The organism is Ruegeria sp. HKCCA5491 (genome assembly GCF_013034565.1).
GTDB lineage: Bacteria > Pseudomonadota > Alphaproteobacteria > Rhodobacterales > Rhodobacteraceae > Ruegeria.
On the sequence record NZ_WQGG01000005.1, the window covers coordinates 110,855 to 125,050 of the forward strand.

General features: G+C 57.9%; 15 protein-coding genes. 7 read left to right on the top strand and 8 right to left on the bottom strand.

All coding sequences use genetic code 11. The features are described 5' to 3' along the window. The first annotated feature begins 77 nt into the window (after positions 1-77). Genes GOV88_RS08800 through GOV88_RS08810 form a run of 3 tightly spaced genes read left to right on the top strand, consistent with a single transcriptional unit; the run spans position 78 to position 2,148 of the window. Complete coding sequence (locus tag GOV88_RS08800; RefSeq protein ID WP_171240175.1) at positions 78-809, top strand: SDR family oxidoreductase; 732 nt, start codon at positions 78-80, stop codon at positions 807-809. Continuing rightward, entirely contained in the window at positions 806-1,414 is a 609-nt protein-coding gene (locus GOV88_RS08805; protein ID WP_171240176.1) for an enoyl-CoA hydratase/isomerase family protein, read from the top strand. The genes GOV88_RS08800 and GOV88_RS08805 overlap by 4 nt, the downstream gene beginning before the upstream one ends. After that, positions 1,411-2,148 (top strand): VOC family protein, encoded by a 738-nt coding sequence (locus GOV88_RS08810; protein WP_171240177.1) that lies wholly within the window; start codon positions 1,411-1,413, stop codon positions 2,146-2,148. Before GOV88_RS08805 ends, GOV88_RS08810 begins: the two co-directional genes overlap by 4 nt. Here the strand turns inward: GOV88_RS08810 and GOV88_RS20475 are convergent, their stop codons facing one another. Further along, on the bottom strand, positions 2,149-2,445 hold the full coding sequence (locus GOV88_RS20475) for an HNH endonuclease (RefSeq protein WP_254428817.1): 297 nt from the start codon (positions 2,443-2,445) through the stop codon (positions 2,149-2,151). It abuts the gene before it with no gap. A gap of 48 nt (positions 2,446-2,493) precedes the next feature. Between GOV88_RS20475 and GOV88_RS08815 the strand changes: the two genes are divergently transcribed. Then, the gene (locus GOV88_RS08815) at positions 2,494-3,678 is read left to right on the top strand and encodes a TIGR03862 family flavoprotein (protein WP_171240178.1); all 1,185 of its coding nucleotides are present in this window, start codon (positions 2,494-2,496) and stop codon (positions 3,676-3,678) included. Here the strand turns inward: GOV88_RS08815 and holA are convergent. From holA to GOV88_RS08835, 4 genes are all read right to left on the bottom strand, one after another. Further along, on the bottom strand, positions 3,675-4,703 hold the full coding sequence (holA, locus tag GOV88_RS08820) for a DNA polymerase III subunit delta (protein ID WP_171240179.1): 1,029 nt from the start codon (positions 4,701-4,703) through the stop codon (positions 3,675-3,677). The genes GOV88_RS08815 and holA overlap by 4 nt on opposite strands. Further along, positions 4,700-5,191 carry an LPS assembly lipoprotein LptE gene (gene lptE / locus GOV88_RS08825; protein WP_171240180.1) on the bottom strand — a complete coding sequence of 164 codons (492 nt, stop codon included), beginning with the start codon at positions 5,189-5,191 and terminating at the stop codon, positions 4,700-4,702. Before lptE ends, holA begins: the two co-directional genes overlap by 4 nt. Continuing rightward, positions 5,178-7,712 carry a leucine--tRNA ligase gene (gene leuS / locus GOV88_RS08830; protein ID WP_171124464.1) on the bottom strand — a complete coding sequence of 845 codons (2,535 nt, stop codon included), beginning with the start codon at positions 7,710-7,712 and terminating at the stop codon, positions 5,178-5,180. Before leuS ends, lptE begins: the two co-directional genes overlap by 14 nt. A gap of 72 nt (positions 7,713-7,784) precedes the next feature. Then, positions 7,785-8,273 carry a DUF3576 domain-containing protein gene (locus GOV88_RS08835; protein ID WP_171124687.1) on the bottom strand — a complete coding sequence of 163 codons (489 nt, stop codon included), beginning with the start codon at positions 8,271-8,273 and terminating at the stop codon, positions 7,785-7,787. A gap of 282 nt (positions 8,274-8,555) precedes the next feature. Between GOV88_RS08835 and GOV88_RS08840 the strand changes: the two genes are divergently transcribed. Together GOV88_RS08840 and GOV88_RS08845 are read left to right on the top strand one after the other, a co-directional pair. Further along, complete coding sequence (locus GOV88_RS08840; RefSeq protein ID WP_171124463.1) at positions 8,556-9,590, top strand: porin; 1,035 nt, start codon at positions 8,556-8,558, stop codon at positions 9,588-9,590. Positions 9,591-9,690: 100 nt separating this feature from the next. After that, positions 9,691-10,350 carry a YggS family pyridoxal phosphate-dependent enzyme gene (locus GOV88_RS08845; protein ID WP_171240181.1) on the top strand — a complete coding sequence of 220 codons (660 nt, stop codon included), beginning with the start codon at positions 9,691-9,693 and terminating at the stop codon, positions 10,348-10,350. Here the strand turns inward: GOV88_RS08845 and GOV88_RS08850 are convergent. Both GOV88_RS08850 and ribA read right to left on the bottom strand, forming a co-directional pair. Next, the gene (locus GOV88_RS08850; protein WP_171240182.1) at positions 10,334-10,834 is read right to left on the bottom strand and encodes a L,D-transpeptidase; all 501 of its coding nucleotides are present in this window, start codon (positions 10,832-10,834) and stop codon (positions 10,334-10,336) included. The genes GOV88_RS08845 and GOV88_RS08850 overlap by 17 nt on opposite strands. Beyond that, positions 10,831-11,925 (bottom strand): GTP cyclohydrolase II, encoded by a 1,095-nt coding sequence (gene ribA, locus GOV88_RS08855; protein ID WP_171124457.1) that lies wholly within the window; start codon positions 11,923-11,925, stop codon positions 10,831-10,833. The genes GOV88_RS08850 and ribA overlap by 4 nt, the downstream gene beginning before the upstream one ends. 161 nt (positions 11,926-12,086) lie before the next feature. Here ribA and GOV88_RS08860 point away from each other — a divergent pair, with 161 nt between their 5' ends. Beyond that, entirely contained in the window at positions 12,087-12,773 is a 687-nt protein-coding gene (locus GOV88_RS08860) for a response regulator transcription factor (protein WP_170415695.1), read from the top strand. A 278-nt stretch (positions 12,774-13,051) separates the two neighbouring features. Here GOV88_RS08860 and GOV88_RS08865 read toward each other — a convergent pair whose 3' ends face one another. Then, entirely contained in the window at positions 13,052-13,309 is a 258-nt protein-coding gene (locus GOV88_RS08865; protein WP_171124455.1) for a hypothetical protein, read from the bottom strand. Positions 13,310-14,196: the final 887 nt, after the last annotated feature.

Here is a 14,196-nt window from a genome sequence, read left to right on the forward strand (position 1 = left end):
GGCAAGGGGTGGACCCTTTCCCCCTTCGCACGGTAGAGGTTCACACAATTTAAAAACAACGGAGGTACAGGGTTCATATGCAAGGAAAAACCGTACTGATCACAGGGGCAAGCCGCGGCATCGGGGCCGAGGCTGGGCGTGTTTTTGCCGCAGCCGGGGCAAACGTCGCTCTGGTCGCGCGCAGCCGCGAACAAATTGCAACCCTGGCCGAAAACGCACTGGCACTGCAATGCGACGTGAGCGATTTTGCTCAGGTGGAACAAGCCGTTGCCGATTGCGTGGACAGGTTTGGTGGATTGGACGTTTTAATCGGGAATGCAGGTGTTATTGACCCGATCTTTCACATGTCCAGCGCCGATGTCGCGGCGTGGAGCAGTGCGATCGACATCAACCTGAAGGGGGTCTTTTACGGAATGCGCGCGGCACTGCCCGTGATGCGTGCGGCCGGTGGCGGCACTGTGCTGACCGTATCCTCAGGCGCGGCATCAAACCCTATCGAGGCGTGGAGCCATTATTGCGCCTCGAAAGCGGGGGCGAAGATGCTGACTGAGTGCTTGCATCTTGAAGAAGCTATTCACGGCATCCGCGCGATGGGGTTGTCGCCCGGAACCGTCGCCACCGATATGCAGCGCGTCATCAAGGCCAGCGGCATCAACGCGGTAAGCCAACTTGATTGGAGCGATCATATCCCGGCTGATTGGCCTGCCCGTGCGTTGCTTTGGATGTGTTCCGAGGATGCGGATGAGTTTCTGGGCACTGAAATTTCGCTTAGGCGCGAAGACATTCGGCAAAGGGTGGGGCTGACGTGATCCAACTGACCAAGACTGACGGGTTGTGGACCGTCACTCTGAACAACCCGGGCAAGGCCAATGCATTGACCGGGGCGATGCTAGCCGAACTGTGTGAAATCGCAGAAAATGCGACTGAGGCTCGCGCCCTGATCCTGACCGGTGCAGGAAAGGTTTTCAGCGCCGGTGCCGATCTGGACGAAGCCCGCGCGGGCCTTGCGACCTCGGACCTGTGGGAGCGTTTGTCAGGTGCCATCGCCGCCTTGCCATGCCTGACGGTCGCTGCGCTGAACGGCACTTTGGCCGGTGGTGCCAATGGTATGGTTCTGGCTTGCGATCTGCGCATTGCGGTGCCATCGGCCCAGTTCTTTTACCCGGTGATGAAGCTTGGTTTTCTGCCACAACCTTCGGACCCAAAGCGTATGGCAGCATTGATCGGCCCGGCACGCACCAAGATGATTTTGATGGCGGGACAAAAGATAACTGCGGATGAGGCGTATTCCTTTGGTCTGGTGGATAGCGTTGTAGAACCTGACCTGCTGATGCAAACGGCGCATGAACTGGTTTCCGACAGTGTGCAGGCCGATCCCAGAATCGCGCAGGGTATCGCAAGGCTGTGCGAATGAGGTTATCCGCCCTTCGGTTGCGCGTGTCTGATCCGGAACGATTGTCGGCATTTTATCGGGACATTCTTGGCATGACTGTCCAAGGCCAAGGGGTGTGCCAACGTGTCGGCTACGGCGGCCCTGACGCCGACGTGGTCATGATGCCAGGTGGCGGCAAATACAGCCACGATCAGGGGCAACGATATTGGAAGATCGGAATAACCCTGCCGGATGTGGATCTGGCGGCGACCCTCCTGCGTGAAAAGGGGGTGGAGGTTTCGGAGCCGAAGCAATTTCTGGATATCGGTTACATGTGCCATCTCAAAGACCCCGAGGGCTTCGTGATCGAACTCTTGCAGTGGGATTTTGAAGGTAATCGGCCTGAAAATGCGGCCACTTCGTCACACCCCTTTACAGAAGCGCGTCTTGGTCAGATCACGCTGCGCACGGGCGATATCGCTGCCGAGGATGCATTTTGCCGCGTGCAGGGGATGCGCTTGTTGTCTATGCAGGATGTTGCCCAATACGGGTTTGACCTGCATTTCTATGCGTTCACGGATGAAACGCCCCCAAATGCGGATTTATGGGCTGTCGAAAACAGGGAATGGCTGTGGAAAAGGCCGTATACCACGCTGGAGTTTCAGCATGTTGCCGGTGGAACGTTCGCGCCTTCCCCGGACTATCGCGGGCTTGAGGTCAGCGGGCTTTCGTCCCCGGTACGGGACGCGTTTGGGGATCAAGTTTGGCCCGAATAACTATCGCGCACGCCTGCGCCCCGGCACTTTCGAGCGAAAACTGGGCGGGCGCTTGCGAACCCAAGTCAAGAATTTTTCCAACCTTGGATGAGCGCGCAAAGCCTCTACTGTATTGAATTCCCGCGCCAACTGGCCCTCGGTCAGGGTTGCGTGGATTTCTTTGTGGCAGATCACGTGCAGTAAAACGGTGGGCCCGCCCTTGCCCCCTTTGAGTTTTGGGATCAGATGGTGCAGGCTGCCGTGCCCATCTGGTATCGGACGGTCGCAAAGTGGGCAGATTGGATCAATTTCTGACATAACTTGGCAAGAGTTGCGTCGGATTCGGCAGAAGGCAATAGGACAGGAATGGCACAGGCAGTGGTGATCGGGGCAGGGCCCGCTGGCTTGATGGCTGCGCAAGAGCTTGCAGCGGCTGGTCATGACGTATTAGTGGCCGAGGCCAAGCCATCGGTCGCGCGCAAGTTCCTGATGGCCGGGAAGTCTGGCTTGAACCTCACCAAGGATGAGCCATTCGAGGACCTGATGCAATTCTATGGTCCTGCTGCCCGGTGGCTGCGTCCTATCGTGGCCGAATTTGACGCAACCCATGTTCAGGACTGGGCCCGTGATCTGGGGCAGGAAGTGTTTACCGGGTCCACTGGGCGCGTATTTCCAACTGCGATGAAAGCCTCCCCCTTGCTGCGCGCATGGCTGGGTCGGCTCGGGTCGGCTGGCGTTGAGATCAAAACGCGCTGGAGGTGGATCGGATGGGAGGACGGAGCTCTGGTATTCGAAACCCCCGACGGCAAACAAAGCGTAAACTCGGATGCAACGATTTTGGCACTGGGCGGTGCAAGTTGGGCGCGGTTGGGCTCTGACGGGCAGTGGGCCCCAATTCTGGCGGCCAAAGGGATTCCACTTGCCCCGTTTGAACCGTCGAATTCGGCGCTTTCGGTGGATTGGAGCCATCACATGCGCCCTCATTTCGGTGCGGCCCTGAAGTCGATTCAATGGGTGGCCGGGGACGCCACCAGTCGGGGAGAGGCCACGATTTCCGCCAATGGGCTAGAGGGCGGAGGATTGTATTCATTGACCCCAGCCCTGCGCCAAGGTGCTTCGTTGTTTGTCGATCTGACGCCAGACCTGAACACGTCGGTCCTGACAGAACGCCTAACTGCCAAAAAACCCAAGACAACCGTGTCGCAGTGGCTGAAGAAATCGCTGCGACTGTCCCCTCAAAAAGTTGCTCTGTTCCACGAAATGACAAAGAGTGAGGTTCTTGAATCAGAGAAATTGATTTATGCTATCAAGCGTTTACCTATTCATCACGCCGGTCTACGCCCCATGGATGAGGCGATCTCGACAGCCGGAGGCGTTGCCAAAGCCGCCGTGGATGACAGGCTTATGCTTACGTCTTTGCCGGGGGTGTTTTGTGCTGGTGAAATGCTGGATTGGGAGGCCCCGACCGGGGGATATTTGTTAACGGCATGTCTGGCAACCGGGCGTTGGGCGGGTCGCAGCGCTTGCGTGTGGCTGGAAACCGGGCGCTAACGCGGCCGTGCAAGCATTGCCAGACGGATCATCGCCCGTTCAACAAGCGCCATTGCCGGGGCCGTCTGGCCTGCGGATCGCAATGTCAGGTCCGTATCTGTCAGAACGGTCAGGGCAGTCTGAAGTTTCGCTGCACCCCAGCCTTGCGCTTGCCTTACAATCCGATCCCGGCGCTTTCCATAGATTGGCGGGCGCATCTTGCTGATCCCCTGTGCCGCACCACCGGGGTCTGAGGCACATGCATATAACGTGCGGAAATGCCGAGTGGCCCCGATACACAACGCGACCGCATCGGTGCCCTGCGATTGCAACCTTCGGATCAGCGGACCAATCTCTCCGGCGCGACCCTCGGCAACGACGTTGAGAACATCATCCAATGCTGCCTCGGTCGAGCGCGGGGCGCAAGCTTCGATATCTTCGATCGTCAGTTCAGTTGCGTCGCCGGACTTGTAAAGCGACAGCTTTTCAATGGCCTGAGAGAAATCGCCGGGGCTGATGCCGGCAGCCAACTCGGTCAGGGCCGACATGGAATCGCGAGGGATGTTCTTCAAACCGGCTTGTGTCAGAACCCGCTCAATCTCGTTGCGCGAAGGCGGATCATCGTAAATTCCGGTCGCAAACGCTGCAGGATGTGCCTCGAATGCCTTGCGCATTTTTGAACTGGCCTTGAGCTGCCCAGCCGTAACGACAATCTGCGCATCGCCGGGGCGCCAATCCTCCAGCGCCGCAAGGATCGCAGGCGCTGCGGCATCGGTTGCGTCTTCGACCAGAACGGCGCGGGGGCCGGGAAAGAAGCCAACTGCCTTTACCGCATCCAAAAGCGCAGCGGGGTCCGCGCGCAAGTCGGCCCCTGGCAGACGGGTCAGGCGCATCTCTTCTTCGGCATTGGGCCCCAACAGCGCCGCAAGAACCTGCTGGCGCTTCAGCGCCACGCGCATGGCGTCGGCCCCGTAGATCAGCAGACCGGTCTTGTCTGCGTCCGGTTTAGCGAAATAGCCCTCGGCCTCGCGCGGGCTGAGTTTCATTGAGTCAGGCCCGGTGCCGCGTAAAGGCGGCTGACGATCTGATCAGAGAGAATGACCATCAACCTGTCAGTGGCGTCGCGCTCATCCGCAAGGGTCGACACTGTCGAACCCGCTGCCGAATACCCGACAAAGTCCGAAACCGTTCCAGAAGTCATAATCTGACCTGTTTCATTCGACTTAAGGGCGAATCTGGCACGGCCCTCGATCGTATACCGGTCGGTTTCGTTGGTTGTTCGGATGGCCGCCCGCCGCGTCTGGGTGACCAAGTTTACATCCAGTTGATAATCCTTGACTGACCCGGAACTGCGACCCAGCCGTTGTTCCAGATTTTGAACCAGCAAATAGCTTTCAACATCATTTGGTGCGGAAACCTGAACTTTGCCGTTCAGGGCATCGCCTGATCCGCCGGGGGCGTAAACAGGCTCAAAACCGCAGGTGGCAAGCGCCAGCGGCAGCATTAACAGGGTTCTGCGGTTAAACAACGACATTCACGATCCGGCCTGGGACAACAATCACCTTTTTCGGCGCATTGCCATCCAGCGCCTTTTGCACAGCTTCGGTGCTGAGCGCGATTTTTTCAACCTCTGCCTTGTCCATATCCTTGGGAACGCTGATTTCCGCGCGGCGTTTGCCGTTGATCTGGATCGGCAGGGTGACGGTATCGTCAACCAGCATCGCCTCATCCGCGACGGGCCAGGGGGCGGTGGCAACCAGCCCCTCGCCGCCCAGTAACTGCCACAGTTCCTCTGACAGGTGTGGTGTCATGGGGGACATAAGTTGCGCCAGCGTCTTAGCGGCTTGACGTTTGGCGTCAGAGCCTGCCTTGGATTTGGCCAGCGTGTTGGTAAAGGCATAAAGCTTGGCGATGGACGCATTGAAGCCAAAGGATTCGACCCCGCCGGATACATCGTGGATGGCCTTGTGCATTTCGCGCAGCAGGGTTTCGTCTTCGGCATTGGCCGGAGCGTCCGATTCCGCGATTTCCGACGCGATGCGATGCACGCGGCTGAGGTGCTTGAACGCGGCCTCGGCCCCCGATGCGGTCCATTCAACGTCACGCTCTGGCGGCGAATCGGACAGAACGAACCAGCGGGCGGTATCTGCGCCAAAGGCCGAGATGATGCTGACCGGATCCACCACGTTCTTCTTGGATTTCGACATTTTGGCTGAGGGGATGATCTCAACCTCGGTGCCGTCGGCCAGTTTGCCGTCGGTCACGTCCTCCGGCAGGTGATAAACCGGGCGGCCATTGGCGTCGCGCGTCTGGTAGATCTCATGCGTGACCATGCCTTGCGTGAACAGCGCATCGAACGGTTCAATCGCCTTTTTTGGCAGGTGGCCGGTGATCTGCATCGCCCGCGCAAAAAAGCGGGAATAAAGCAGGTGCAGAATCGCGTGCTCGATCCCGCCGATATACTGGTCGACATTCATCCAGTATTCGGCTTCGGCCAGATCGGTGGGTGTTTCGGCGCGCGGAGCGGTGAACCGGGCGAAATACCACGACGAATCGACGAACGTGTCCATCGTGTCGGTTTCACGCTTGGCCGGTGCTCCACAGGACGGGCAAACGCAGTCGCGCCAGGTCGGGTGACGGTCCAGCGGGTTGCCGGGTTTGTCAAAGGTCACATCGTCGGGCAGGCGGACCGGCAGGTTCTCTTTCTTCTCGGGCACCACGCCGCAGGTATCACAATGGACAACGGGAATCGGGCAGCCCCAATAGCGTTGGCGGCTTAGCCCCCAATCGCGCAGACGGTACTTGGTGACACCTTGGCCCCATCCGGCCTTTTCAGCGAAATCGACGGTGGTGTTGATGGCCTCGTCGCCTGTTGCCTCGGTCAGGCCAGCGAAGTGGTTCACCCAGCGGACTTTTTCGGTTTTCGGCGGAACGAATGCGAGCTTGTCGACCGGAGAGTCGTCATCCAGCGCAAAGAACGTATCGACCACGGGCAGGCCGTATTTGCGGCAGAAATCCAGATCGCGCTGATCATGGGCCGGGCAGGCGAAAATCGCGCCGGTGCCGTAATCCATCAGGATGAAGTTCGCGATCCAGACCGGCAGTTCCCAATTCGGGTCCAGCGGGTGTTTTACTTTGATGCCGGTGTCATAGCCCAGCTTCTCGGCGGTCTCGATCGCTTCTTCGGTGGTGCCACCCTTGCGGCATTCCGCAACAAATTCAGCAACTTCTGGGTTTTCCGCCTCAAGCTGTTTGGCGATCGGATGGTCGGGTGAAATACCGACGAAAGACGCCCCCATCAGCGTATCAGGGCGGGTCGTGTAGACGGTGATCGGTTCGCCGCCATCAGTGCGTTCAAAGCCGAACTGCAAGCCGCGCGACTTGCCGATCCAGTTTTCCTGCATCAGGCGGACTTTGGCAGGCCAGTTGTCCAGCGTATCCAGCGCGTCCAGCAATTCCTCGGAATAGTCGGAAATCTTGAAGAACCACTGCGTCAGTTCCCGGCGCTCGACCAGCGCACCCGAGCGCCAGCCGCGGCCGTTTTCAACCTGTTCATTGGCCAGAACGGTCATATCGACGGGATCCCAGTTCACCACGGCGTTCTTGCGGTAAACCAGACCAGCCTCGAGCATATCCAAAAACAGCGCCTGTTGCTGGCCGTAATATTCCGGATCACAGGTTGCAAACTCGCGCGACCAGTCGATCGACAGACCCAGCGGTTTCATCTGACCGCGCATGTCGGCGATATTGCCATAGGTCCAGTCTTTGGGGTGGCCGCCAATGGCCATCGCCGCGTTTTCCGCAGGCATCCCAAACGCGTCCCAGCCCATCGGGTGCAGCACATTGTGGCCGGTTGCCAGTTTGTGCCGCGCGATCACGTCGCCCATCGTGTAATTGCGCACATGGCCCATATGGATTCGGCCAGACGGGTAGGGGAACATCTCAAGCACGTAATATTTCGGCTTATCCGCCTTGTGGTTGGCGGTGAAGATCCCGGCCTTGTCCCAGGCCTCTTGCCATTTAGCTTCGATTTCGTTGGCCGAGTAGCGCGACATCGTGCGGTCCTTCATGAATGAAAACGCCGGGAATGAACCCGGCGTGGTAATATTGTGATTTTCGGTGGGTTGCTAGAGCTTGTTGTCCGCAATACGCAACTGACGGGCGCGGGACAGGATGGCATCCTCGACCGCGCGTGTAGTTGCGGCGCTGACCGGTGCGCCGCCGCTGGATTGCAATGCCACCGACAAAGAGCGCGCCGCCAGAGCAGGGTCGCTGATATGAACCGTCGCCCGATACGAGCGCCCGCCACCCGGGGGTGTCCCGTAACCCGTTACAATTATGCCAGTAAATGGGTCGACCTCTTGTACGGGCAGGAAATTCAATACATCCAGCGACGCCGCCCACAGATAGCGGTTCACATTTGTAACCTGCTCTGCGTTTCTGGTGTCGAATACATCCCAGATGGTCGAACGGTTGGGATCGTTCAGTTCGCGTTCGCTTGATCGTCCGCTGTCTGTATTAAGCAGATCAGGGTTCGGCGCGGCCCCTCGATTCTGTCCGCAGGCCGACACTGCGGCAGCCACTATGATCAAACCGATAATCGTCTGCAGGCGCATCGTCGACTGGTCCTGTTTCACTTGGTCTCGTTCGTTCAGTGATACTCCTAGACAAGGTCCAGTGCGGCAACAACCCTCTTATTGTAACAAATAAGCGGTATTGCTGATGCTTTAAGGCTCAAAACGGACTGTGGCATCCTTGCACCAATCTGTTGCCAATGCAGGCTGTACAATTATGCCGTGCTTGCGCGAAGGGGGCAAAAAGAGCGAAACGGTTCCCGTGCTGAGACATGTGCTGAGGCATGTGTCGAGTAGAAAAACTTTGAAACCGAGGGAAACAAGATGAAAAAAGTTCTCTTCGCATCGACCGCTCTGATCGCAACCGCAAGTGTTGCAGCGGCCGACGTACGCTTTAGCGGTTACGGCCGCTTTGGTATTGGATACCAAGAAGACCGCACCGGTTCGGTTGCGAACTTCACCACCACCACAAGCGGTGCTATCACCGGCGCTGGTACCGCCACTGTCGACACCGACAACACCATCCTGATCTCGCGCTTCCGTCTGAACATCGACGGCGTCGTTGAAACCGATGGCGGCGTTGAGTTCTCGGCTCGTGTTCGTCTGCAGGCTGACGAAAACGCCGGCAACGGTGAAGCAAACGCAGCCGGCCTGAACGGCGCACGCTTCTCGGTCATCTACGGTGGTCTGCGTGTTGACGCGGGCAACGTTGCAGGTGCCTTCGACAACTTGGCAAACTACTACGGTAACGAGCCGGGCCTGGAAAACTTCATCGGCCAGTACTCGGGCGTTAACTACAGCTTCCTGGGTTACTCGTCGACCGGTTCGGGTTCGAACGCTGTGTTCTTCCAGTACGCAGTTGGCGACTTCGCATTCGGCGCATCGTATGATCAGGCAACCGTTGCATTCGGCGGTGTTCCTGAAGATGCAGACCGCTGGGACATCAGCGCGACCTACACCTTCAACAACATCACTGCAGCTCTGGCCTACGGTCAGACCGATGGTGGCTCGTTCGGCATCGACCCCGACCTGCTGGTCTTCACCCTGGGTGGTGAATGGGGCGACTTCTCGGGCACCCTGTTTGTCGGTGACGAAAGCGACACCGCTCCGAACGCAGCTGGTGAAGCAACCGACGACACCTTCTACGGTCTGTCGGCAGCTTACAACGTTGGTTCGGCTCTGACCCTGACCGCCGCTTACGGTGACGGTTCGGCTGACGGTGACACCCGTCAGTATGGTATCGGCGCAATCTACGACCTGGGTGGCGGTGCATCGCTGCGCGGTGGTATCGGCGACAGCAAAGTCGGCAGCGCAGACAGCACCATCCGTGCTGACTTCGGTGCTCAGTTCAACTTCTAAGTTGATCTGAACCGCAAGGTTTAAGGGCAGGTCTTCGGACCTGCCCTTTTCTTTTGGGCTGACATGGTGTTTTGCTGCCTCAAACCAATTGAGGATCCCCATGTCGCTGCATGATATTGCCACTCGTATCCAAAAAGCTGAAACCGCTGCCGGGCGGCCAAACGGGTCTGTTAAGCTGATTGCCGTGTCCAAGGTACAGCCGAACGAACGCGTTCGCGGTGTTCTGGATGAGGGGCACCGCTGTTTTGGGGAAAACAGGGTGCAAGAGGCCATGGAGAAATGGCCCGATTTCATGCGGGACTATTCTGATATTGATCTGCATCTGATCGGACCGCTCCAGACGAACAAGGCGCGTCAGGCCATGGAGTTGTTCAGCGCGATACACTCTGTCGATCGCCCCAAGCTCGCCAGAACGCTGGCGCGTCTGGCGCAAGAGATCGGAGCCTGTCCCGACTTGTTCATACAAGTGAATACCGGGGAAGAGGATCAGAAGGCCGGTGTCATTCCTGCCGAGGCAGATGCATTCATCGCCGAATGCCGTGATCTGGACCTGCCATTGGCCGGGTTGATGTGTATCCCTCCGGTCGAGGAAGAGCCCGCGCTGCATTTTGCGCTGCTTGCCAAAATCGCAGACCGGAACGGGCTAACGGGGCTGTCCATGGGCATGAGCGGTGATTTTGAAAAGGCCATCGCATTGGGCGCAACCCATGTGCGTGTCGGATCGGCGATCTTTGGCGAGCGTGTCAAACCGCAGGAATAATCAGCCGCGTATCGGGTGTTATCCTTCCGGCGATCCAATGAAGGTGTTCCCTTCGAAACGCAACGCAACCTTCGGTGGGATAGCCCGGTCTCCTCCACTGATGCAGAAAAATTGCCGAACCTTTTCCCGGAACAGCGTTCGGCCAGTTCCAGTCGGTAAGCAGAACCAGATCGTATAAGGGATCCGGCCGGCGCAGCTTTTCATGGCTGAACGGGTAGGGCACGCTGACCAGTTGGTTATATCGGTTATCGCGGCTGTCATCCGACCACAGATCCCACGGCCCAATCGGGATGGCCCATGGGGTCGGCGCCGCGATCCGGTCAGGGCGGTAAAGCATACCGACGATACGGTGAACACCGGTCGGGGTTGCGCCGTCGCCCTCACGCTTGGTGTTGCTGAGCCCACCCTTGCCGATCGAACAGGGAAACGTGCGCCCGGCAAACCGGACGCCGCGCGGTGTAAGCACGAGGTCAGAGGGCATCAAAGCAGATGGCCCGATTTTTCCGCCTTGGTCGCCAGATACCCGCGATTATGGGCTGTTTCTCCGACCTTCAGCGGAACGCGTTCCGTGACGGCGATTCCCGTTTTTTCCATCATCGCGATCTTGGCCGGATTGTTGGTCAGCAATCGGACAGCACTGAACCCCAGAGATTTAAGGATATCCGAACCCAAACGAAAATCCCGTTCGTCATCCTCGAATCCCAGCCGATGGTTGGCCTCGACCGTGTCGAAGCCCTGATCCTGAAGGAAATAGGCCCGCATCTTATTGGCCAGCCCGATACCGCGCCCTTCCTGGTTCAGATACAACAGCACCCCGGCCCCTTCCGTTCCCATCTGGGCAAGCGCACCCCGAAGCTGCGGGCCGCAATCGCATTTCAGGCTGCCCATGAGATCGCCCGTAAAGCAGGCCGAGTGCAAACGGGCCAATACGGGTTTACTACGGTCGGGACGTCCGATTTCGATGGCGTAATGTTCCTCGCCGCCATCTTCCGGACGAAAGACGTGAAGCCGCCCGGCCTCGGACACCTCCATGGGCAGGCGCGCGGCTACCACTTCGTTCAGAATGCTGCGGTCTGCCAGATGCGGTGCTGCCCGGGTGTGATCAATGCAGGTGAGGCCATGTGCGCTGGCAAAGGCGCGCCCGTCATCAATGGGGACAACAACGGCTGCGGGAAGCAAGCGGGCGGATTTGGTCAGGGCAATGGCGATACGATGCAGGCTGGAGCTGCCCTGACGTTGCGTCATCAGGGGGCCTTTCATCGGTGCGTTCAGATCATCGGACGGGTCGGCGACCGCTTGAACCCAACCGATATCCGCATCGGCTGGAATAATCACCCGTGCCAAATCCCCATCATAGGCTCGCGCCCTGAGCGTTTCTGCCCGGCGCACGGTAATGGCGACGACCGGTTCACCGCCCAGCCCGCGCAAATCCGCAAGCCGTTGGGCGCTTAGTGTTTCTGACGCGATTGCAAGAACGCTGAAGCCGCTGTCATCTGTCAGGATGACAGGCACGCCCATACGCAGGTCCGCACGCGCGCGTGCCAGCAGTTCCGAGATATCCGGGATGAGACTCATTTATGTTACCCTGTAACGATTAGCCCTTCCTGTAGCCTGATCGGACGGAAATGTGAAACATTTCCTCATCATCAGACACGAGGGCGTGAGACGATTGCAGCAAACCTTGTTGATTGCATCTTTGACGCGCAAGTGGTGGAAAAGGCTTAGGAGGACCAGATATGGCACAGCTTAAGAAAATCCTGCTGGTGGACGACGACGAAGATCTTCGTGAAGCTCTGAGTGAGCAGCTTGTGATGACCGAAGACTTTGACGTGTTCGAAGCGTCCGACGGGCAGTCCGCCATGGAGCGCGCCCGCGAAGCGATCTATGATCTGGTTATTCTGGATGTCGGCCTTCCAGATACCGATGGTCGCGAACTGTGCCGCCTGATGCGCAAGCAGGGTGTCAAAAGTCCGATCCTGATGCTGACGGGGCACGATAGCGACGCCGACACCATTCTGGGCCTTGATGCCGGTGCCAATGATTACGTACCTAAGCCTTTCAAATTCCCGGTCCTTCTGGCCCGTATCCGTGCCCAACTGCGCCAGCACGAACAGTCCGAGGACGCGGTCTTTGTTCTTGGGCCGTATACCTTCAAGCCTGCGATGAAGATGCTCATCACCGAAGATGACCGGAAAATCAGGCTGACCGAGAAAGAGACAAATATCCTCAAGTTCCTCTACCGCTCGGCCGACGGTGTGGTTGCGCGTGATGTGCTGCTGCACGAGGTTTGGGGATACAATGCCGGTGTCACCACGCATACGCTGGAAACCCACATCTACCGCCTGCGCCAGAAGATCGAGCCCGATCCGTCGAACGCGCGCCTTTTGGTCACAGAGTCGGGCGGATATCGTCTTGTGTCGTAACTTTGATGGAATGATGCAGATCAAAGTGATACTCTGGAGATATATTTAGGTTACTCCCAACCCGTGCATGTCCGGGTAATGACATGTACCTCCCTGTTGGACTGCCGGGCCTTTGGCCCGGCTTTTTTTGTGGGAAGTTGGGGATGGGTGTCTGCTTTGAGCCCAAAGCGGTTTCTTCCTCCTGCCGGCAGAAATGATCATACGAGTCATATCCAGTATTCGCTTTTATGAACCCCAAAGCTGCAGGCCACAAAACCCAAATCGCGGTCTATTAGTGGTCATCGCAGCGGTGAAACGTCAGCCCTTGTCGCCGGGTTCAGATCGCCATTCGGGTCAGTCAGAACGCTTGCGGGAAAAGACACCGAGACGGGCATGTCACTCGTGTCCACGCAGAGCATGTGATTGTTGTCTCCGTCACCCAAGTTGGCCAGCGCAGCTGGCTTTATGTCGCGCCGGGTACCGTCGGCTGCGGCGACGGTGATCGTGTAAAGGTCGCGCTCTGCCTCGCCGGGTTCGGTGCCGTCTTCCAATGTCACGCCGCCCTCCCACGTGACACGGACTGCCTGTACGATTCCTTTTGTCGGACAAAGACTGCCTCTGACACGGCGAGGCCCCAGCGTACCGACTTGTGTCCAATCTTCCACGACTTCAGCCAGGGTTATTGATGGGCCGTCTTCGAGGGGTATCACCGGCACACTAGCTCCCCGATAATCCACGGTCCCATCGATGGAATGCAAATGGCCGATGATGTCAACTCTGACAGGCGGGTCGCTGTCTGCGGGTCCCAATTGTCCTATCAAAAGAACCGTGCGCAACTCACCAGGGTCTGTGGCTGGCAGGACTGACGCGCAGTGCATTGTCCCAATTGCTCCTGATTGGGTCGTGACCCGAAAATCCCCCGCCTGCATCGTCGAAATGTCTATTTCAGTCGAGAAGATCACAGGCATTCCGGTATTACCCTCAGAACCTCTGCAAATCACATTCGAGACGCGAGGCAGTGCATCGAGCCCGTGAAAGGCTGAAAGGAGTTCAGCGGATTGACCGTTCGCCTCTCTTGGCAGGCCAGCATCTACGGTTGTATCAGAGAGGTCGCGATTGGATATGTTATCGGTCCAAACACCTGGTCCGTAAAGTAAGAACCACGTGAAAGCTAAGGTATTAAGCGCAACCACGGCACCCAAACCGCCTAAGATAAACCGCTTCGAGATGCCTTTGGGCATTCAATGTACCTCCGCGCTATGTTGCTTGCGACTTAAATTCTTAACCGAGACTTCCTATCGCCCAAAGCAACATTAGAGAGCTGCGGAAAAACCAAACGACTTGAACAAATGGATACCGATCGTGCTGAAAGCCCAAGTATTGCGCCATCTATGAGCGACTGTATTGTCCGCAGAACAGACTTGCAGTCTCTTTCCCCATGGCA

Bases quoted from the DNA above. Each gene is read 5' to 3' on its own strand.
- GOV88_RS08800 (WP_171240175.1), top strand. From the start codon at position 78: ATGCAAGGAAAAACCGTACTGATCACAGGGGCAAGCCGCGGCATCGGG.
- GOV88_RS08810 (WP_171240177.1), top strand. From the start codon at position 1,411: ATGAGGTTATCCGCCCTTCGGTTGCGCGTGTCTGATCCGGAACGATTG.
- GOV88_RS20475 (WP_254428817.1), bottom strand. From the start codon at position 2,445: ATGTCAGAAATTGATCCAATCTGCCCACTTTGCGACCGTCCGATACCA.
- GOV88_RS08815 (WP_171240178.1), top strand. From the start codon at position 2,494: ATGGCACAGGCAGTGGTGATCGGGGCAGGGCCCGCTGGCTTGATGGCT.
- holA (WP_171240179.1), bottom strand. From the start codon at position 4,703: ATGAAACTCAGCCCGCGCGAGGCCGAGGGCTATTTCGCTAAACCGGAC.
- lptE (WP_171240180.1), bottom strand. From the start codon at position 5,191: ATGTCGTTGTTTAACCGCAGAACCCTGTTAATGCTGCCGCTGGCGCTT.
- leuS (WP_171124464.1), bottom strand. From the start codon at position 7,712: ATGTCGCGCTACTCGGCCAACGAAATCGAAGCTAAATGGCAAGAGGCC.
- GOV88_RS08835 (WP_171124687.1), bottom strand. From the start codon at position 8,273: ATGCGCCTGCAGACGATTATCGGTTTGATCATAGTGGCTGCCGCAGTG.
- GOV88_RS08840 (WP_171124463.1), top strand. From the start codon at position 8,556: ATGAAAAAAGTTCTCTTCGCATCGACCGCTCTGATCGCAACCGCAAGT.
- GOV88_RS08845 (WP_171240181.1), top strand. From the start codon at position 9,691: ATGTCGCTGCATGATATTGCCACTCGTATCCAAAAAGCTGAAACCGCT.
- ribA (WP_171124457.1), bottom strand. From the start codon at position 11,925: ATGAGTCTCATCCCGGATATCTCGGAACTGCTGGCACGCGCGCGTGCG.
- GOV88_RS08860 (WP_170415695.1), top strand. From the start codon at position 12,087: ATGGCACAGCTTAAGAAAATCCTGCTGGTGGACGACGACGAAGATCTT.